Annotated in this window: 17 protein-coding genes; 11 read left to right on the forward strand and 6 right to left on the reverse strand. The window is 44.2% G+C overall.

Annotated elements, in window-relative coordinates; translation table 11 throughout:
* Positions 1-14: 14 nt before the first annotated feature.
* The 5 genes from BU202_RS07335 to BU202_RS07355 form a co-directional block, all read right to left on the reverse strand.
* Positions 15-998 (reverse strand): LacI family DNA-binding transcriptional regulator, encoded by a 984-nt coding sequence (locus tag BU202_RS07335; RefSeq protein WP_075105143.1) that lies wholly within the window; start codon positions 996-998, stop codon positions 15-17.
* 9 nt (positions 999-1,007) lie between these two features.
* Positions 1,008-1,790, reverse strand: a complete 783-nt coding sequence (locus BU202_RS07340; protein ID WP_075105144.1) for a DUF1189 family protein — start codon at positions 1,788-1,790, stop codon at positions 1,008-1,010.
* Between the two features lie 417 nt (positions 1,791-2,207).
* Positions 2,208-3,050, reverse strand: a complete 843-nt coding sequence (locus BU202_RS07345; protein WP_075105145.1) for a sugar ABC transporter permease — start codon at positions 3,048-3,050, stop codon at positions 2,208-2,210.
* Position 3,051: 1 nt separating this feature from the next.
* On the reverse strand, positions 3,052-4,344 hold the full coding sequence (locus BU202_RS07350; protein ID WP_075105146.1) for a carbohydrate ABC transporter permease: 1,293 nt from the start codon (positions 4,342-4,344) through the stop codon (positions 3,052-3,054).
* Between the two features lie 194 nt (positions 4,345-4,538).
* Entirely contained in the window at positions 4,539-5,792 is a 1,254-nt protein-coding gene (locus tag BU202_RS07355; protein ID WP_075105147.1) for an extracellular solute-binding protein, read from the reverse strand.
* 280 nt (positions 5,793-6,072) lie between these two features.
* Between BU202_RS07355 and malQ the strand changes: the two genes are divergently transcribed.
* Both malQ and BU202_RS07365 read left to right on the forward strand, forming a co-directional pair.
* A complete protein-coding gene (malQ, locus tag BU202_RS07360) occupies positions 6,073-7,596 on the forward strand; it encodes a 4-alpha-glucanotransferase (RefSeq protein WP_279626018.1) in 1,524 nt (507 codons plus the stop codon).
* A 117-nt stretch (positions 7,597-7,713) separates the two neighbouring features.
* A complete protein-coding gene (locus BU202_RS07365) occupies positions 7,714-8,241 on the forward strand; it encodes an ABC transporter permease (protein ID WP_075105149.1) in 528 nt (175 codons plus the stop codon).
* Positions 8,242-8,280: 39 nt separating this feature from the next.
* Here BU202_RS07365 and argS read toward each other — a convergent pair whose 3' ends face one another.
* The gene (gene argS, locus BU202_RS07370; RefSeq protein WP_075105150.1) at positions 8,281-9,969 is read right to left on the reverse strand and encodes an arginine--tRNA ligase; all 1,689 of its coding nucleotides are present in this window, start codon (positions 9,967-9,969) and stop codon (positions 8,281-8,283) included.
* A gap of 111 nt (positions 9,970-10,080) precedes the next feature.
* Between argS and argR the strand changes: the two genes are divergently transcribed.
* The 9 genes from argR to BU202_RS07415 all read left to right on the forward strand — a co-directional run bounded on the left by argR (position 10,081) and on the right by BU202_RS07415 (position 18,595).
* A complete protein-coding gene (argR, locus tag BU202_RS07375; RefSeq protein WP_075105151.1) occupies positions 10,081-10,521 on the forward strand; it encodes an arginine repressor in 441 nt (146 codons plus the stop codon).
* Between the two features lie 10 nt (positions 10,522-10,531).
* A complete protein-coding gene (mutS, locus tag BU202_RS07380) occupies positions 10,532-13,063 on the forward strand; it encodes a DNA mismatch repair protein MutS (protein WP_075105152.1) in 2,532 nt (843 codons plus the stop codon).
* A gap of 138 nt (positions 13,064-13,201) precedes the next feature.
* On the forward strand, positions 13,202-13,645 hold the full coding sequence (locus tag BU202_RS07385; protein WP_075105153.1) for a LytTR family DNA-binding domain-containing protein: 444 nt from the start codon (positions 13,202-13,204) through the stop codon (positions 13,643-13,645).
* On the forward strand, positions 13,642-14,088 hold the full coding sequence (locus BU202_RS07390; protein ID WP_075105154.1) for a DUF3021 domain-containing protein: 447 nt from the start codon (positions 13,642-13,644) through the stop codon (positions 14,086-14,088). The genes BU202_RS07385 and BU202_RS07390 overlap by 4 nt, the downstream gene beginning before the upstream one ends.
* A gap of 281 nt (positions 14,089-14,369) precedes the next feature.
* Positions 14,370-16,298, forward strand: coding sequence for a DNA mismatch repair endonuclease MutL (gene mutL / locus BU202_RS07395; protein WP_075105155.1), 1,929 nt, complete (start codon positions 14,370-14,372; stop codon positions 16,296-16,298).
* Between the two features lie 13 nt (positions 16,299-16,311).
* Positions 16,312-16,902, forward strand: coding sequence for a Holliday junction branch migration protein RuvA (ruvA, locus tag BU202_RS07400; RefSeq protein ID WP_075105156.1), 591 nt, complete (start codon positions 16,312-16,314; stop codon positions 16,900-16,902).
* Positions 16,903-16,913: 11 nt separating this feature from the next.
* Entirely contained in the window at positions 16,914-17,465 is a 552-nt protein-coding gene (locus BU202_RS07405) for a DNA-3-methyladenine glycosylase I (RefSeq protein ID WP_075105157.1), read from the forward strand.
* 87 nt (positions 17,466-17,552) lie between these two features.
* Positions 17,553-17,951 (forward strand): helix-turn-helix transcriptional regulator, encoded by a 399-nt coding sequence (locus tag BU202_RS07410; protein ID WP_075105158.1) that lies wholly within the window; start codon positions 17,553-17,555, stop codon positions 17,949-17,951.
* Positions 17,924-18,595: a CPBP family intramembrane glutamic endopeptidase gene (locus BU202_RS07415; RefSeq protein ID WP_075105159.1), complete on the forward strand. Its 672-nt coding sequence runs from the start codon at positions 17,924-17,926 to the stop codon at positions 18,593-18,595. Before BU202_RS07410 ends, BU202_RS07415 begins: the two co-directional genes overlap by 28 nt.
* Positions 18,596-18,620 lie beyond the last annotated feature (25 nt).

Consider the following 18,620-nt stretch of genomic DNA (forward strand, 5'->3'; position numbering starts at 1 on the left):
CAATGGCTCCTTTCTTAAAGTTCAGTAATCGTGTGTGGAATCACACGGCGATAGCAAATCTGCTTATCTTCCTTGCTATCATTGATAATTTGCAAGAGAGTGTCGCAGGCGACACGCCCTAGTTGGATGGCATGAACATCTACGTAGGCATCGATTGAAAGTTTCGGCTTGACAGAGTCAAAGGAAATAATCGGAAGATGTACGTTGATTTCATTGAGGTAGTGCAGAATACCTTCTGCCACCATGGTATCGGTCGTGACAATGGCATCTGGTTCTTGCTTCATGAGTTTTTTCATGAGTTTATAACTGCTGTCTTCTAAGAGGAAACCAGAGCTAAATTTGACCTTGCTGTCGTCAAGGGGAATATTGTAGGCCTTGAGCGCCTTCTTATAGCCCTTATAGCGGTCTTGAGACACGACCAGTTCTTTATTTCCGGCTACAAAAGCGAGATTGCGATACCCTTTTTGGATGAAGTAGCTTGTCGCTTCAAAGGCTGCCTGAATATTGTCATTATCGACCAGTGAGATAAAAGGTGATGCGGCCTTTCCCAAAATGAGAAATGGGAACTTGTGTTGAATGGCTAGTTGCACCAGCGGATCATCTGGCTTAGAGTAGAGGAAAATCAAGCCGTCTACCCGCCTGCCGTAGACCATTTGAGAAATGGCTTCCAGCCGCTGTTCTTCATCTTTTCCCGTGCTGATTTGAATGGCATAATTGTGGTCAGCTGCCACCTGCGAGATCCCTCGCAAAGCAGTTGGAAAGAAGGGATTTTGATAGAAAATATCCGAATCATCTGGTAAAACGAGGCCGATGACCTGGGTATAACTGCTGACCAGGCTACGGGCATTGAGATTGGGATGGTAGTTGAGTTCTGCCATGGCCTTGCGGACACTATCTTTGGTCTTTTGGCTAATAGCAGAGCTGTTTTGAATCACACGAGTGACAGTTGAGGGGGAAACCCCTGCTAGTTTTGCAACATCTTTTATGGTAGCACGCATACAAACCTCCTAAGCATAATCCCGAAATTTTGTTGTGAAAAAGACCCACAGTAAGACCAGAACAAATAAGATATTTTGCACGGTCATCACCGTTGTCACCGTTTGGCCAAATAGACCGACAAAGCAAGCCACAATCGTTGGCAAACCGAGACAGTTGAGGGCTAGATTGTAACACTCTTTGACCGACCGGAGATGAAAGAGTGTTGATTTTTTCGTGAGATACAGAAAGAAGGTCGCTCCAAGGACAATAAAGAGCAGATTTGCCCCCAAGAGAAGAGCGGAAATGAGGGTGATGGTCAGGCTAATCGGCAGACGGTTCTGCTGATACCAAGCCTGTGAAATCGTAGCGGTTAAGGCCTGTTTATCCCTAAAGCTACTTGCTTCAAAACCGTGATAGGGCAGTTCAACAAGGGTTGTGTCGCCCTTACGAATGGTTAGCTTGTCAGTGTCAAATTGATAAGTAAAATCAGCCCCTTGAGGCATTTCTTTTCCGAACCTTACGTCTGGATAGCGGGCCGTTCCTGTATAGGTCAATCGTCCATCGGCAAACTGATGATGCTCCGCCAAGTCTGCTACTATCTGCTCCGTTAAAGGGGCATAAATCCCATCGATGAAGTTCTCTAGCGGGTAAGTGCGCAATTGCACGGTCTGCAAAGACGAGGGAATGACCAAGAGAGCAATCAGAAAGACCGTTGTAAACAGACGTTGCCAAAGGTTCATGGCATGCCGATTGGCAAACATTTTTTGCGGTTTGACAATGCTTGAAAAATAAGAAAAGGGGTAAGGTAACATAGGTGTCCTCATTTCTTTTACTTTCCAGTTTTGCTTGATGACGTCGTTCATTTGTCCTACTGAGTAGACAACAAAAACTGAAAGATTGAATGATAATGTCTAGTCGTTTCTTAAGTGTTAAGTAGCGATACACATATCCACATTTTCTAGTTTTTAGGCTCCACATTTAGACAAGTGGCGAACGAAGTGAGCTAAAACTGATATTTTCGCTGTAGTGGAATTCTTAGCAAACGCAAAGTGGTTGCTAAGAACGGGATTTTTGAGACCTCGGACTCAAAAATAAGCAATGAAACTTCGCAGAAGGTTGCTTGCGCCCGCACTTCCTAAGAAAATATCAAAAAAGTGAAAATGTTAGTATCTGTTGAGTATCAACTCTTGATTTCACTCCATACCCAAAAGAAAAGGTGGGACAAAAGATTATCCCTTGTCACCACCACTCGTTAAACCAGATACAAAGTTCTTTTGGAGGAAGAAGAATAAGGTACAGATTGGCAAAGCAATGAGAATTGCACCAGCTGCGAAGTATGCGATTTTCAAATTTTTCGCATCGCTGACAAAGGTCTGTAGACCGACGGCAACGGTATAGTATTCTTTTTCACGAAGCAAGAACTTAGATAAGATGTAATCGCCAAACGGTCCCATAAACGCCCAGAGTGCTTGTACCGCAATCATCGGACGAACGAGAGGAAGAACGATTTGCCAGAAACGTCTGAAGTGTCCAGCACCGTCTAGTTTTGCAGATTCATCAAGAGAGATTGGCACCGTATCAAAGTAGCCTTTCATCAACCAAGCGTTCATCGGGATTCCTCCACCGACATAAAGGAAGATGAGGAACCAGCTTTGGTTGAGCGCATTGAGCATCAAGGCCATCACGAAGAAGGCTGTAAGGGCAGCCATGGTCGGCACCATTTGGATAATCAAGAAGAAGACCAAACTTTGTTTACGAGCGAGGAAGTTATAACGGCTGTAAGCGTATCCTGCTAGTACCACTATACTGGTTTGGACCACCATTGTCAAGAGGGCGATAATCAAGGTATTGAGGTACCAAGTGCCGTAGAGGGTTTCGCTGAAAAGTTTGCTAAAATTCTCGAGGGTAAAGTTGATATTTCCATCCAACTTGAAGGCCACGACGTTCCCTGATTTGAAGGCAGAAGTAATGGTAATCAAGAGTGGATAGATGATGACGATAGACAAGACAATCAGGTAGAGATAGGTCAAGGTCTGGCTGAGGCGACGTTTAAATTTTACGGAAAGTTTCATCTTATACATCCTCCATTTCAAACGCATTTAATTTCTTGAAGGCAATCATGGAGATACTGATGACAATCATGGAAATAATCAAGGTCACGGCTGCTGCCATAGAGTATTGAGGAGATGTTCCTGTGGTCAATTTATAAATCCATGAAATCAAGATGTCGGTTGAACCAGCTCCCCCACCGACACTACCAGGTCCACCGTTGTTAAAGAGGTAGATGATGGAGAAGTTGTTGAAGTTGAAGGTGTACTGACTGATGAGGGTTGGTGCAGCAACTGCCAAAATCATTGGGAAGGTGATGCTGCGGAATTTCTGCCAAGGACTAGCACCATCGATATAGGCTGCCTCGTACAAATCGTTTGGAATGGATTGCAAAATTCCCAAGGTCAATACGTAGATATAAGGGAAACCAAGCCAAGCCTGCATCATAATCAGAGCGACTTTTGTCCAGAAGGGATCTGTTTTCCATGGAATGAGGAAGTTGTCGATGAACGGCAAGAACTTACTCAAGAATGGGAGGACCTGTGTATTGATGGCACCGACACTATCGTTGAACATGTTGCTAAAGGTCAAGATGGTCACGAAAGCAGGAACCGCCCAAGGAAGCAGGAAGATGACACCGAAGATGCGTTTTCCTTTGATGAAAGGTTGGTTGGCAACAATCGCGGTTAAAATACCAATGACAATCTGCGCAGTTGAAGCACACAGGGCCCAGATAATGGTCCATGATAAGACAGAACCAAAGGCACTGCGGAAGGTGCTCAATTGCCAGATATTAGAAAAGTTGGCTAGACCGACCCAGTCCAACAAGGCACCTGGTGGTAAATGTTGGAAGTCGTAATTGGTAAAGGCAATCAAGAGCGTTACCACAACAGGGAAGATAATCGCAAAGGTCATGGCGATATAAGATGGAATAATCAAGAGATAGGGGAAACCATTCTCATAGATATTTTGAAACATGCCCTTTAGTGTTGTGGTGACAGGAATGCCGCTATTCCAACGTTTTGCGGTATCTTTTGCGTCTTTCAAATTCAAGACATAAAAGAAGAGATATACCGCAATAATGATGAGGTGGAAGGAACCACGAATCAGCATAAAGAGGGAATTATCACGCCCACGCTGGCTTCCAAGTGTGATAAGATTGGCAATTTCCCCCGAAGCAATGGTGACCAAGTAAAGGAGAAAAGCAATTGTTACACCGAGGAAAATAAAGCCTTTTGCCTTTTGTTTGTTATAGATTTGTCCAAGACCTGGAATCAAGGACAAGAGCAGGGCTTTACTAGGGTTTTGTTGGGTCATCCTAAAATTTCCTTTCTAGTAAGCGATACACTAGAAACAGCAGGATAAACACGTATAGTGCTGTCTGATACTGCTGTTTCTTGAGTATAAGATTTGAATAAAAGAGGTTGGGATAAAAGTTCCCGACCTCGTTACATTTTATAGCTTGAACAGTTTGACGTAGGAGTTGTCTTACGTTTCATCCGTCAGTCTGCTTATTGGCCGTATTTTTGTGAGATAGTATCTTCAATCAATTTCACAGCATCATTTGCAGCTGTTTTAGCATCTTTTTTACCGCTTGCAGCTTCAAAGAGCATGTTTGCAGCTGGTTCCCAAACGGTACTCATTTCAGAGATGTTTGGAAGTGGTTGTGCAGCAGCGAATTGGGCTACAACGGCACTTGTCAACTCATCGTTTTTGCCGACTGCATATTCACGAGCTTCTGTATTTGCAGGAACTTCGTTTGTCATGTCGTACAAGGCTTTTTGTTGGTCAGTTGCTGTCAAGTGGTCTACAAATTTTTGTGCCATGTCAGGGTTTTGTGATCCAACTGGGATAACCCATGCTTTACCACCACCGAATGCTTGGTAATCTTTACCATTTGGAAGAGTTGGAATCGTTGCGACACCGTAGTTCACTTTTGCTTCCTTGTAAGAAGCAGCTTGCCATGGTCCATCGATAATAGCTGCAGTTTTACCTTCAGTGAATTGGGTCTTGATAAGGTTAGCGGCTGCAGACGTGTCTTGAAGACCTTGAGGCCATTGACCGTACCATGTTTTCGCGTATTCGATCGCTTTGACGGCACCTTCGTTGTTCAATCCGATGTCTTTTGGATTGGTACCATTGTCACCAAAGACATAGCCACCGTATCCAGCAAGAAGTCCGTAAGTGTAGTAGAAGTTTGTCCAGTCAGCAAGGAAGGCACTTGTCTTACCATTTTCTCCCTCAAAGGCATATTTGCTGTCTTTTGCCATTGCTTCTAGGTCAGCAAATGTTTTTGGAGCTTCTTTGATGAGGTCTTTGTTGTAGTAAAGAACGAGTGTTTCGATAACGGCTGGTGAACCGTAGACTTTTCCACCGTTTGTTACCAGCGCTTTGGTTGTGTCTTCTGTCATGCTGGTTTCAGCGAGTTTGACTTCTGACAATTGACCTTCTGAACCGAGGCTACCAACGCGGTCGTATGGTGCCATCATAACGTCAGGAGCTGAACCTGATTGGTTGTCAAGAGAAAGGTTATCAAGTCCTGCAAGAGCATCACCTGTTTTGACAGTAACTTTGACACCGTTGTCTTCTTCGAATTTCTTAGCTACTGACTCAATGTACTCTTTGTATCCTTGGTCAACATAGACTGTCAATGATTTTCCATCAGCAGACGAATCATTAGAAGCTGATTTGTTTGAAGAACAAGCCGCAAGGACGCTTGTTGTAGCAGCAAGAAGAGCAACGCTCTTGATCAATTTGTGTTTCATATTATCCCCTCCAAGAATAATTATAATATGGTGAGAAACGTCTACGAATAACGCAAACGTTTGCTTTTCGAAACTATTATATCGCAAAATGAATGCGTTTGCAAGTCCTTTGTTTGAAATTTTTTTAAAAATTTTTCTCACCATCCAATAGTTAGTCCATCAGCATAAAAACATAGAAAAAACATAGATTCTTGTCAAATAGGGCTTGATTTGTGAGCGCTAACATTATATAATGTGAACAAGCAAACGTTTGCTCGAATATGAGGCAAACAAGGACTACATTTACAAAAGGAGTGAACATATGAAAGAACGGCAAAGCGGAGTCTTGCTCCACGTCTCCTCATTACCAGGAAAATACGGGATTGGAACCTTTGGCCAGTCGGCCTATGATTTTGTGGATTTTTTGGTCAGAACCAAGCAGCGCTATTGGCAGATTTTACCACTGGGGACAACGAGTTATGGCGACTCACCTTACCAGTCCTTTTCAGCCTTTGCGGGAAATACTCATTTTATCGACTTTGATATCTTGATGAAAGAGGGGTGGCTAGAAGCCCACGAAGTAGAAGGGATTGACTCTGGCGAAAATCCGGCAGAGGTTGATTATGCCAAGATTTTCTATGGTCGCCGTCCTGTCTTAGAAAAGGTTGTTGCCCGCATGAAAGCACAGGGCTTGCCAGCAGACTATCAGGCTTTCTTAGAAGAACAGGCTTCCTGGTTGGATAATTTTGCGGAATACATGGCCATTAAGGAACATTTTGGGCTCAAAGCATGGACAGAATGGGAAGACGATGCCATTCGCAGAAGAGAACCAGCAGCCCTTGCCGCTTATCGTGAGCAGTTGGCAGAACAAATTGACTACCACCGCCTGACCCAGTATCTTTTCTTCCGTCAATGGCGCGCTCTAAAAACCTATGCCAACGACCGTGGCATTGAGATTGTTGGGGATATGCCGATTTATATCGCAGCCGATTCGTCTGATATGTGGGCCAACCCACAATTCTTTAAGACGGATGAAGAGGGACGGCCAAGCGTGGTTGCAGGTTGCCCGCCAGATGCCTTTTCAGAGATTGGTCAGTTGTGGGGCAATCCGATTTATGACTGGGATGCTATGAAGGCAGACGGCTTTTCTTGGTGGATTGCACGCTTGCGGGAGAGCTTCAAGCTCTACGATATGGTGCGGATTGACCACTTTATTGGCTTTGCCTCTTTCTGGGAAATTCCAGCAGGAGAGACAACGGCTGTCAATGGCTACCGTGTCGAAGCACCTGGCTTTGAGCTATTTGCAGCCATCAAGGAAGCCTTGGGAGATTTAAACATCATCGCAGAAGACTTGGGTTCTGTGACTGACAAGGTGATTGAGTTGCGCGAAACGACAGGTTTCCCAGGTATGAAGGTCTTGCAATTTGCCTTTGACCCTTATGGAGACAGTATCGAGATTCCTCACAACCACCGCCGAAATGTCGTTGCCTACACAGGAACGCATGATAATAGCACCATTCGTGGCTGGTATGAAAAGGAAGTGAGCGATGAAGCCAAGGCCTATTTAGATGCTTACAGCAATCGTCGTCCTGAGGAGTCTGTCAACCATGCCATGCTCCGTATGCTATTTGGTTCAGTTGCCTTTATGGCCGTTGCGACCATGCAGGACTTGCTCGAATTGGATGGTTCAGCACGGATGAACCTGCCAAATACACTAGGTGGAAACTGGACATGGCGCATGACAGCCGACCAACTAACCCCAGAAGTTGAAGCCAACCTGCTTGACTTGACGACTACCTACCGCCGCCAGAATGTGAAACAGTAGACATAAGGAAAACAAACAGAGAGAACGCTTGATATTTTTTCAAAAAATCGATTGACAAGCCAAAAATAAAGGAGTATAATTGGTTGTAACAAAACAATCATACAAGGGAGATGTATTATGAAAAAACCAATTCATTTATATATTTTGGCCACTCTTTCTGGGATTGCAAGTCTGCTAGGGGTTTGGGGAGCCTTCTTCAGCAAGTTTGATGAAGAAGCCGTCAGAGCATCTTATGCTAGTCTGCAAGGTACTGGGGTTAATGTAGATGAGTTAGTCAATGCTATGCGGGCAAGTATCGAATTTAGTACCAACGGTATCAACAAAGCCTTGACAATTCTACTGTTAGCTTTGATTATCGTGACAATCGTCTTCTTGTTCCAAAAGAAAAACGAGACAGCTTCTTATACCTATATTGGCTATTTGTTTGGAACTTTAATCGCCGCTACCTATGGCTACATTGGTGCAAAGGGCGTTGGGGCTATGTATACAGAAGAGTTATTGCGTAAAACTACGGAAGCAACAGCTCTAGGAGCTTACATCCTTCGTATCGTCCTCTTTGCGATTTTCTTTGGTTTGACCGTCTTCTTCTTGGTTCGCAAACCAAAAGAAAAACCATCTATGGAACAGACAGCAACAGATATTTAAATAAAGCAAAACTCCTTGGATTTCCAAGGAGTTTATTGTTTACATCTTCTCAGGTGCTTCAACGCCGAGGAGGCGGAGTGCTTCTTTGAGAACAAGTCCTGTTGCGTAAGCCAAAGCTAGGCGGCTGTCACGTTCAGGACTTTCATCGAGAATGCGGGTGTGTGCATAGTATTTGTTAAAGGCTTGGGCAAGGTTAATCGCGTACTTGGCAATCAAGGACGGATCGTACTTGTCTGCTGCTTTTTCAATGACGCTTGCGAAGTTTTGGAGATGTTTGATAATCTCCCAGCTTTCAGCATCAGTCAACTGATACTGATTGTCCACTGCTGGCGTGAAGTTGCCTTTGCGAAGAATGGATTGAATCCGTGCGTAAGCATATTGGACGTAAGGACCCGTCTCACCTTCGAAGGATACCATGGCTTCCAAGTCAAAATCATAGCCGTTTTCGCGGTCTGTTTTGAGGTCAAAGAATTTCACAGCACCGACTCCGACCGCTTCTGCGACCGCTTCTTTGTTTTCCAAATTAGGATTTTTTTCCTCGATTTGAGAAAGGGCACGAGAGACGGCTTCGTCAAGGGTTGGTTCTAAGAGGATGATGTTTCCTTTACGAGTAGACAATTTTTTCTTGTCTTTTGTCACCAAACCAAAGGCGATGTGGAGCATATCATCGCTCCAGTCAAAGCCCATTTCCTTGAGAACAGCTTTCAACTGTTTGAAGTGGTTGGCTTGTTCTTGCCCCACGACGTAGATATTTTTGACGAAGTTGTACTGTTCTTTACGGTAAAGGGCTGTTGCAATATCACGTGTAATGTAGAGGGTTGCACCGTCTGATTTCATGATGAGGGCTGGTGGGAGATTGTAGTCCTCAAGGTCGACAATCATAGCCCCTTTTGATTCTTGCAGGAGATTTTTTTCCTTGAGAATCTCAATTCCCTTGTCCATCTTATCATTGTAGAAGGCTTCGCCTTGGATATAGTCAAAGTTGATGTTTAACTTGTCATAGATGCGGTTAAACTCAACCAAACTCTCATCGCGGAACCATTGCCAGAGTTCAAGGGCTTCTGCGTCACCGTCTTCTAATTTCTTAAACCATTTGCGTCCTTCTTCATCTAGTTCAGGGTTTTCATCAGCTTCTGCATTGATGCGGACATAGAGCTTGAGCAATTCTGAAATCGGATTGGCCTCAACAGCAGCTTTATCACCCCATAGCTTGTAGGCAACGATTAAGAGACCAAACTGCTTGCCCCAGTCGCCTAAATGGTTGATACGAAGCGCCTTGTAGCCCATTTTTTCATAGATATTGGCAAGGGCATCTCCGATAACCGTAGAACGCAAGTGACCAACTGAGAAGGGTTTTGCGATGTTGGGACTAGACATGTCAATCGTGATGTTTTGTCCTTCACCACGTTTTTGTTGTCCATATTGCTCTTTTTCTTCGATGACTTGGGTCAAGGTTGCATGTGAAATAGCCGCCTTGTCTAGGAAAAAGTTGACATAAGGACCAGTTGCTACGACCTTTTCAAATCCGTTGGTGTCAAGTTTTTCAACGATGTCAGCTGCAATGGCTTGAGGCGCCTTGCGCTCGACTTTTGCTAATGAAAAAGCTGGGAAAGCAATATCTCCCATTTCAGATGATTTTGGTTTTTCTAATAGTGCGTAAATAGCTTCTAAATCGAGACTAGGAATGGCAGTTGCGAGTTTTTCAGCAACAAGCATTTTTTGATTCATAATAAACCTCCAGAGTTATTCATTCTATTTTAACATATTTCTGCTTTTACGCATGAGAAAACGGCTAAATTTTGTTATAATATTCCTAATGATACAGTTAGAGGTAGACGAGTGAATAAAGCAGAACGACAACAGTTAATTCAAACCATGATTCGTCAAGAAAAGATTCGGACCCAGGCAGAAATCAAGCAGGGACTTGAACGGCACGGGGTTTCCGTGACCCAGACCACCTTGTCGCGGGACTTGCGGGAATTGGGGCTTGTAAAAATGCACGAAAATGGCAGTTCCTACTATAGCTTGCCAGCAAATGAAGAAGAAATGGCTTTTAGCCAGTTATTAGCCCAATATGCCTATAAGGTAGAACGAGCAAGTTTCATTTTAGTGCTTCATTCAGAATTGGGAGAAGCAGCTTTAATGGCCAATATCATTGATATTGAAAAGCCTGCGACCATTTTGGGGACCTTAGCAGGGGCAGATACCTTATTGGTCATCTGTCGTGATGAAGAGGCGGCCAAGCAGGTGGAAGCGGAAATCAATTCTTATTTAGACTGAGAGGGGCGAGATGACAAAAGAAAAAATTTCACCCGGCATGCAACAGTATCTGGATATAAAAGCAGACTATCCAGATGCTTTTTTGCTATTTCGTATGGGTGACTTCTATGAACTATTTTATGATGATGCGGTAGAGGCTGCGCAGATTTTGGAGTTGGCTCTTACCAGCCGTAATCGCAATGCGGAAAATCCAATTCCGATGGCAGGGGTACCTTATCATGCGGCCCAGCAATACATTGATACCCTGGTTGATTTGGGACACAAGGTCGCAGTGGCAGAGCAAATGGAAGATCCTAAGACAGCGGTCGGCGTTGTCAAGCGGGAAGTGGTGCAAGTCATCACTCCTGGAACGGTTGTAGATTCATCAAAAATCGGGTCTGAGAGCAATTTCTTGGTGGCAATTGAGCGCCAAGGTGTGACCTATGCCTTGTCCTATATGGATGTGGCGACAGGTCAGTTCTTTGTGACCAGTCTGGATGATTTTATGAGCCTATGCGGGGAAATTCGTAATTTGCGGGCCCGTGAATTGGTCATTGGCTATCAGTTGTCAGAAGAGGAAGAGCAGGTGCTGACCAGTCAGATGAATCTTCTCCTGTCTTATGAGGATGCGGTAGCAGATGACGTACAATTGATTGACTCTTCCTTGATTGAGGTCGAAAAAAATGCTGCGGGAAAACTGCTCAGTTATGTCCTGCGGACCCAGTTGCGTCACTTGGTGCATTTGCAAAAGGTACAGCATTATGAGATCAAGGACTACCTGCAAATGGATTATGCCACCAAGTCCAGTCTTGATTTACTGGAAAATGCTCGGACAGGCAAGAAGCACGGCAGTCTTTACTGGCTTCTTGATGAAACCAAGACTGCGATGGGCTTGCGCTTGCTGCGTTCGTGGATTGACCGTCCCTTGATTGACCGGACGAAAATTGAAGCACGCCAGCGCGTGGTACAGGTTTTTCTTGATTACTTCTTTGAGCGTAGCGACTTGATTGAGAGCTTAAAAGGCGTCTATGATATTGAGCGCTTGGCTAGTCGTGTCTCCTTTGGAAAAACCTTGCCTAAGGACTTGCTCCAACTGGCTCAAACGCTGGAGAATGTTCCTGCGATTCGGGCTATTTTAGAGCAGATGGATGAACCAGCCCTTGCTCCCTTGATTGCAGGCTTAGATTCTATTCCCGAACTCCATGCTCTGATTAGTGAGGCAATCGACCCAGATGCCCAAGGTGCGATTACAGACGGAAACATTATCAAAACAGGTTTTGATGAGACCTTGGACCAATACCGTCTGGTCATGCGAGAAGGAACAGGCTGGATTGCTGAAATTGAAGCCAAGGAGCGAGCTAATTCTGGTATCAACAATCTGAAAATTGATTACAATAAAAAAGACGGTTACTATTTCCACGTGACCAATTCCAATCTGAACAATGTCCCAGACCATTTTTTCCGTAAAGCAACCTTGAAAAATTCAGAACGCTATGGTACGGAGGAGTTGGCAAAAATTGAAGGACAGATGCTCGAAGCGCGTGATAAATCGTCTCATCTGGAGTATGAAATTTTCATGCGGATCCGCCAAGAAGTAGAAAAGTACATCAGTCGCCTGCAACGCTTGGCACGAATCGTTGCGACGGTTGATGTCCTGCAATCCTTCGCCGTTGTGGCAGAAACCCAGCGCTATGTCTGTCCCCAGTTTACGGAGAGCCGCCAGTTGACCATTGAGCAGGGACGGCATGCGGTTGTTGAAAAGGTCATGGGCAAGCAGACCTATATTCCCAACTCGATTGTCCTTGATGAGACGACCAACATGCAGCTGATTACAGGGCCAAATATGAGCGGTAAATCAACCTATATGCGTCAGCTAGGCATGATAGTTATCATGGCGCAAATGGGGTCTTACGTACCAGCAGAACAAGCGACCTTGCCGATTTTTGATGCCATTTTCACACGGATTGGGGCGGCAGATGATTTGGTCAGCGGGCAGTCTACCTTTATGGTCGAGATGATGGAGGCCAATAAGGCCGTTCGTTTGGCTAGCGAGCACTCATTGATTCTCTTTGATGAGTTGGGACGCGGAACGGCGACCTATGATGGAATGGCCCTGGCCCAGTCGATTATCGAGTACATTCATGACCGCATTGGAGCCAAGACCCTCTTTGCGACCCATTACCACGAGCTGACGGACTTGAGTGATACGCTTTCTCACTTAGAGAATGTCCATGTATCGACCTTGGAAAATGATGGTCAGGTGACCTTCTTGCACAAGATTGCAGCAGGTCCTGCTGACAAGTCTTACGGAATCCACGTAGCGAAAATTGCTGGCATGCCTGATGAATTGTTAGCGCGAGCAGATACCATCTTGCAATCTCTGGAAAATCAAGTTCAAGTTCCCCAGATTGCTGAAAAACCGGCTCCACCAGAGTCCGTCGGGCAATTGGACCTCTTTGCAGCGCCTCATCCAGCACTAGAGCAACTAGAGAAGTTGGATGTCTACACCATGACACCGCTGGAAGCCATGAATGCCCTAGCGGAGTTGAAGAAATTATTATAAAATCAAAAAGTTAGGGAAACCTAGCTTTTTTCATAGCTTTGTAAAACAACCACATAAACATCGAATCCCACCACATAGGCAACTGCTATTGAAATCCACTCGTAAATGGTGTTTAATAAAGGCAAGAAAGGAGTTCTTATGAAAGTAAGAGTAGCTATCAACCCAGCTTTTGCAGAAGATCAGGTACAGATTGAAGCAAGGGAGCTGACCCCAGCGATTTCAGACTTGGTTACCTATGCCAAACAGATGGATAAACGCCCGACAAGCCTGACGGTGAAAAAGGGAGAAGAGGTCTATCTCCTTGAATGGAGTGACATCGCCAGACTCTATCTGGAAAATCGTATCCTACAGGTCAAGGCGAGCAGTATTTGCTACCAATCTTCCCTGCGACTGTATCAGGTCAAGGAGATCTTGCCGGAATATTTCCTACAAATCTCCCAATCAGAAATCATCAATCTAAAGCAATTAAATCACCTGCAATTGACCCCGAATGGCTTGGTCAAACTTGTCTTAAACAATAAAGACGTGACCTATTCATCCCGTCGTTATCTAAAAAACATAAAGGAGGCTCTACACCTATGAAACACTATCTTTATTCCGCTAGTCTCGGCATTAGCATTGGGCTAATCATTTCACTCATCATGTCCGCCTGTTTTGGACACGGGACCTATCTTCCGCTCAATCCCCTATCCACTATGGGTCGCTACTATCTTAGCCATTTCAACCTTGTGGAGGTTATGGTGATTTCCGTTCTTATCTGGGCTGCGATTGGTTTACTGTTTCAGATAGCAGATCGCATTTTCAAACAGGAGTGGAGTTTGGCTAAGATGACGTTTGTGCATTTTCTTCTAACCGCAGTTGGTTTCACCTCTCTGGGTCTTCTTGCAGGCTGGTTTCCAATCAATCTCATCTGGATTCTATTTTTTGAAAGTATCTTTGTCATCATCTATGCCCTAATCTTTTGGATCAATTATCAATCCATGAAAAAACACATCACAGCCATCAATCAAGGCTTGGGGAAATAGCAGTTTGCCATTCTATTAAAACCTCGCTATAATAAAAATAATTTAACAAAAGGAGAGGAATATGGATAAGAAAATCATGCGCTCTTTTCAGAGTTTTGATTGCAGCGGGCAACAACACTATTTCTTTCTTATCTTGTCATTCGATTTACCAAAAAGTCCAGAAAATAGCGTGTTTTGATGATAAAGATCAATCTTAGTAAATAGCAGAGTAGATTTCCTCTACCTGCTTTTTTGTTTCCCTTTATGGTATAATAGGGTCATTAGAAAGACAGGGATACAGTATGGCAACAATTATTGAACTACCAGAAGTCCTTGCCAATCAGATTGCAGCAGGAGAGGTGATTGAGCGTCCTGCTAGTGTGGTCAAAGAATTGGTGGAAAATTCTATCGATGCAGGAGCTAGTCAAATTAGCATCAGTATCGAAGAATCAGGATTAAAAAAAATTGAAATAAGCGACAACGGCGAAGGAATTGCACCAAGCGAGGTGTCTCTTGCTTTGCGCCGTCATGCAACCAGTAAAATCAAAAGTCAGGCAGACTTGTTCCGCATTCGGACACTAGGCTTTCGTGGGGAGGCTCTACCCTCCATCGCCTCTGTCAGTCGGATTCGAGTGGAGACCGCCACAGAAGTGGCACCTCACGGGCTTGTTTTAGAAGCTGAAGCAGGGCAGGTGACCAGGGAAGAAGTCATGAGCCGACCTATCGGTACTCGAATCTCTGTAGAAGATCTCTTCTACAACACACCTGCACGGCTCAAATATGTCAAAAGTCAGCAGGCAGAATTGTCTCACATTGTGGATGTGGTCAATCGCTTGAGTCTTGCCCATCCCGAGATTGCCTTTAGCTTGGTAAATGAAGGGCGCGAATTAATTCAAACGGCTGGGACGGGGAATCTCCGCCAAGCCATTTCAGGTGTTTACGGGATTGCGTCCGCTAAAAAAATGGTTGAGATTGCAGCGGAGGACTTGGATTTTCAGGTGTCTGGCTACGTCTCGTTACCAGAGCTGACACGGGCCAATCGCAATTATATCAGCATTTTCATCAACGGTCGTTATATCAAGAATTTCTTGCTCAACCGTGCGATTTTAGATGGTTATGGCAGCAAACTGATGGTTGGTCGTTTTCCGCTTGCGGTGATTGACATTCAGATTGATCCCTATTTGGCGGACGTCAATGTTCATCCGACTAAGCAGGAAGTGCGGATTTCGAAAGAAAAGGAATTGATGACCCTCATTCGTGAGGCAATTTCATCAGCACTCAAGGAGCAGGATTTAATTCCAGATGCGTTGGAGAATTTAGCCAAATCAAGCACTAGAACCAAGGTCAAGACGGAGCAAGTCACCCTACCATTAAAAGAAACCAATCTTTATTACGATACCGTTCGGCAGGATTTCTTTGTCAAACCAGAAACAGTTGCTGAGGAAATCAAGGAATTTGAGCCTGTCAAACCAGTTGACAAGGAAGTTGACAAACCTGTCAATATCAAATTTGCCCAGCGAGAAGAGATGGTCTCTGATGATCAAGAACATCCAAATCTTGGAAAAAAAGAGTTGGCAAAATTAGCCGATCGCCTAGAAAACGAAGAAAGCTCAACCTTCCCAGAGTTAGAATATTTCGGACAAATGCACGGCACGTATCTGTTTGCACAAGGAAAATCAGGTCTTTATATTATTGACCAGCATGCAGCCCAAGAACGGGTCAAATATGAAGAATACCGTGACAGCATTGGCAATGTCGACAATTCTTCCCAGCAACTTTTAGTGCCCTATATCTTTGACTTCCCTGCAAATGATGCCCTGTCGCTCAAGCAGAAATTAGATTCCTTGTGTCAAGTCGGTGTCAACTTAGAAGAGTATGGTGTCAACCAATTCATTCTGCGCGAACATCCGATTTGGATGAAAGAAGACGAGATTGAATCTGCCGTCTATGAGATGTGCGACATGCTCTTGTTGACAGATGAGGTATCCATCAAGCGTTACCGAGCAGAACTGGCTATTATGATGTCTTGTAAACGGTCGATTAAAGCCAATCATTCGCTGGATGATAATTCGGCCCGCCATCTGTTACGGCAATTAGCGACCTGTAAAAATCCCTATAATTGTCCGCATGGGCGGCCAGTCTTGGTTCATTTTACGACATCCGATATGGAAAAAATGTTCCGTCGCATTCAAGAAAATCATACCAGCCTACGTGAGTTGGGTAAATATTAGAGAGAAAGAGAATATGTACGATTATATCAAAGGAATCCTAACAAAAATCACCGCAAAATATATTGTGGTTGAGGTTGGAGGTGTTGGCTTCATCTTGCAAGTGGCCAATCCCTATGCCTACTCAGGCGCCATGAATCAGCAGGTGACGGTCTATACCCACCAGGTCATTCGAGAAGATGCGCATCTCTTGTACGGTTTTCGGACAGAGGCAGAAAAGTCCGTCTTTTTGAGCCTAATTTCTGTGTCAGGGATTGGTCCGACAACAGCGCTTGCCATTATTGCAGTCGATGATAATGATGGCTTGGTGCGGGCGATTGAGCAGAAAAACATTACCTACTTGACCAAGTTTCCCAAAATCGGGAAAAAGACCGCCCAGCAAATGGTGCTCGATTTGGAAGGCAAGTTTGTCTTGTCAGAGCAGGCTGAAGTGCCAAGCCTAGCTGTTGAGGAATCTGACAATACTGCGCTTGATGAAGCCATGGAAGCCATGGAGGCCTTGGGCTATCGTCCAGCAGAATTGAAGAAAATCAAGAAATTCTTTGAAGGAACAACGGATACTGCTGAAAATTATATCAAGTCGGCCCTCAAGATGTTAATGAAATAGGAGCAACGTCCATGAAACGATGCGGTTGGGTCAAAGAAAATAACCCCTTATATGTAGCCTACCATGATGAAGAGTGGGGACGACCTGTCAAAGAAGATCAGGTTCTCTTTGAACTCCTATGCCTAGAAAGCTACCAAGCGGGACTATCATGGGAAACCATTCTCAATAAACGGACAGGTTTTCGCCAAGCCTTTCATGATTATGATGTACTCGCAGTTGCCCAGATGTCAGACAGTGAACTGGAAAGCCTGTTGGAGAATCCAGCCATCGTCCGGCACAGGGCTAAGATTTTTGCTACGCGACAAAATGCGCAAGCCTTTCTCAAGGTTCGGGAAGAATACGGCACCTTTGCAGACTATCTCTGGTCTTGGGTTAACTTTACACCAGTTGACAATCATGTAAAGAACTATCGAGAAGCGCCTAGCAAGACGAACTTGTCGGAACAACTGTCCAAAGATTTGAAAAAACGTGGCTTTACCTTTGTTGGTCCCGTCTGCGCCTATTCCTATATGCAGGCTACAGGACTTGTAAATGATCATGAAGTGGATTGTGAGTACCATTAAAGTCCCACGGAAAAGCATTTTGACGTGCCTTGTAAAAGGATTTGGTCTCGACAGGCTTCACTTGCTACTGTAAACTGAGGAGGAAATATGACAATAGGTCAAGTGATAAAAAACAAGCGACTAGAAGCAGGTCATTCTCAGGAATATCTAGCAGAGCAACTCGGGGTCAGCCGTCAAACCATCTCCAATTGGGAAAATGCGCGCACCCTTCCAGCGGCTGATTACCTAAAAGAACTGAGTCAGCTCTATGGTATGTCCTTTGATGCCTTGATTGGGCTTGAAGCGCCAAGTCATTCCAAGAAGACCTTACTTCTCAAATATGCCCTGCTCAGCCTCATTCTCGTGCTACTGCTCTTATTCAGTCATGATAGCAACTTTTATGCTTATGTGATTGCGGGCGCTATTTTCATCCTTTTTCTATTGGATATTTCAAGATTCATCAAGAAAAAGGTGTCCTTATGGAAAAACAGAGAAAGTCGGTTGTAGTTTTTACGGTTTTATATGGTGTGATGTTTGTGATGGGAGGAAATCGAGTCATTGGCAGTTTGTTTTCTCTCACTTCAGAACAACGTATCTTCTTTCAATTTGTTCTCTATATCCTTTTATGCTGGCTAGGAATCGTTGCCTACAGGGAAGAATTACGGCAGAAGTGGCAATGGATTAGGACACATAAAACCAAATCTTTAGGAATCCTAGTGCTTGGTTTTATCGTAACAAGTTTAGCTGATACGCTCTTTTCACTGCTGGTCGTGACGTTGACTTCAGTTTTCAATTTAGAATTGATTTCTACTAACCCTAATACTGTTGCTTTTGTGTTTAATCATTTTTCTCCTATCATCAGTATTCTAATACTGGGAGTAGCAGGTCCCTTGGTGGAAGAATTTTTCTTTAGACAATTTTTAGTAGGTAGATTGTCAGAAAAATGTTCAAAAACAGTTGCTATAGTGGTGTCTGCTGTCTTATTTGTACTCAACCATGCCCAACGTTTACAAACTTCTGAATTACTGACGGTTTTGTTGCATCTACCAGCTGGAATTATCTGGGGAATTCTTTTCTTACGAACGAATAAAAATATTTATTTTAGTTCCTGTTTACACATCTTTAATAATGTTACGGCATTCTTGCTATGAGAATAAATATCAAAGAACCAATCCG

Origin of the sequence: Streptococcus cuniculi, from assembly GCF_001921845.1 — a bacterium.
Taxonomy (GTDB): domain Bacteria; phylum Bacillota; class Bacilli; order Lactobacillales; family Streptococcaceae; genus Streptococcus; species Streptococcus cuniculi.

Coding starts and splice junctions, on each gene's coding strand:
- BU202_RS07410 (WP_075105158.1), top strand. CDS start 17,553: ATGACAATAGGTCAAGTGATAAAAAACAAGCGACTAGAAGCAGGTCAT.
- BU202_RS07385 (WP_075105153.1), top strand. CDS start 13,202: ATGAAAGTAAGAGTAGCTATCAACCCAGCTTTTGCAGAAGATCAGGTA.
- BU202_RS07345 (WP_075105145.1), bottom strand. CDS start 3,050: ATGAAACTTTCCGTAAAATTTAAACGTCGCCTCAGCCAGACCTTGACC.
- mutL (WP_075105155.1), top strand. CDS start 14,370: ATGGCAACAATTATTGAACTACCAGAAGTCCTTGCCAATCAGATTGCA.
- BU202_RS07340 (WP_075105144.1), bottom strand. CDS start 1,790: ATGTTACCTTACCCCTTTTCTTATTTTTCAAGCATTGTCAAACCGCAA.
- BU202_RS07415 (WP_075105159.1), top strand. CDS start 17,924: ATGGAAAAACAGAGAAAGTCGGTTGTAGTTTTTACGGTTTTATATGGT.
- mutS (WP_075105152.1), top strand. CDS start 10,532: ATGACAAAAGAAAAAATTTCACCCGGCATGCAACAGTATCTGGATATA.
- BU202_RS07355 (WP_075105147.1), bottom strand. CDS start 5,792: ATGAAACACAAATTGATCAAGAGCGTTGCTCTTCTTGCTGCTACAACA.
- BU202_RS07405 (WP_075105157.1), top strand. CDS start 16,914: ATGAAACGATGCGGTTGGGTCAAAGAAAATAACCCCTTATATGTAGCC.
- BU202_RS07335 (WP_075105143.1), bottom strand. CDS start 998: ATGCGTGCTACCATAAAAGATGTTGCAAAACTAGCAGGGGTTTCCCCC.
- ruvA (WP_075105156.1), top strand. CDS start 16,312: ATGTACGATTATATCAAAGGAATCCTAACAAAAATCACCGCAAAATAT.
- BU202_RS07390 (WP_075105154.1), top strand. CDS start 13,642: ATGAAACACTATCTTTATTCCGCTAGTCTCGGCATTAGCATTGGGCTA.
- BU202_RS07365 (WP_075105149.1), top strand. CDS start 7,714: ATGAAAAAACCAATTCATTTATATATTTTGGCCACTCTTTCTGGGATT.
- argS (WP_075105150.1), bottom strand. CDS start 9,969: ATGAATCAAAAAATGCTTGTTGCTGAAAAACTCGCAACTGCCATTCCT.
- BU202_RS07350 (WP_075105146.1), bottom strand. CDS start 4,344: ATGACCCAACAAAACCCTAGTAAAGCCCTGCTCTTGTCCTTGATTCCA.